A 680-nucleotide genomic window follows, 5' to 3' on the forward strand; every position below is an offset into this window, starting at 1 on the left:
TTGATCTTCTTTTCATGGCCGTCGGCCATGAGGACCTTGGTCGTGGGCAGGAAGCTGTGGTTGCATCCGGAGGCGCCACTGTGTGGTTCGGCAGTCTCGGCTCGCTTGCCGCTCTCCGCGGCGCCCGAGCGGGCGGTTCCCTCGGCTGCGGTGTCGGCAACCTTGGCGCCGGAACTGGAAGCGGCGCTGGACGCGGTCGCTGTCTCTGTTCCTTCGGCGACGGCCGCCGCTCCCGCACTGGCTATGCTCGCCGCTCCCACGACGACAGCGCCGCCTTGGGCAATGACACCGGTCGCGGCTCCCGCTACGGCGCCTGCCAAGCTGCCTGCTTCGGCGGCTGAGGCGAATCCTTCGGCGCCTGCCACGAGTACGGCTGCGCATCCTCCGGCGGTCGCAGCGACGCAGGCGACCGAGCCGACGACAACGGCGGTGGCCACGACCGCGGCGATCACGGGGTGGCGTTGGACGGCGGAGTAGACCTTGTGGGAGAAGCTGGAAAGGTGGCAGGAGAGGGACCAGCCACAGCTGTGGTGGGAACTGCCACCACTGTGGTGCCCGCCGCCGCCACCACCGCCACCGCCGTCGTCCGAGGGAGGCTGGCGGCATCCGGTGGCGGGGCAATTGCCGTCGCCACCGGGGTCCATGACGTTCATGAGGCCGGCGGGGTCGCTGCCGGAGAC

At 70.3% G+C, this 680-nt stretch carries 1 pseudogene; it reads right to left on the bottom strand.

The features are described from left to right. Positions 1 to 452, bottom strand: a pseudogene (locus CCN72_RS40085) (hypothetical protein); the annotation flags it as partial. Positions 453 to 680 lie beyond the last annotated feature (228 nt).

The sequence above is a fragment of the Streptomyces murinus genome (genome assembly GCF_002154555.1).
GTDB lineage: Bacteria > Actinomycetota > Actinomycetes > Streptomycetales > Streptomycetaceae > Streptomyces > Streptomyces murinus.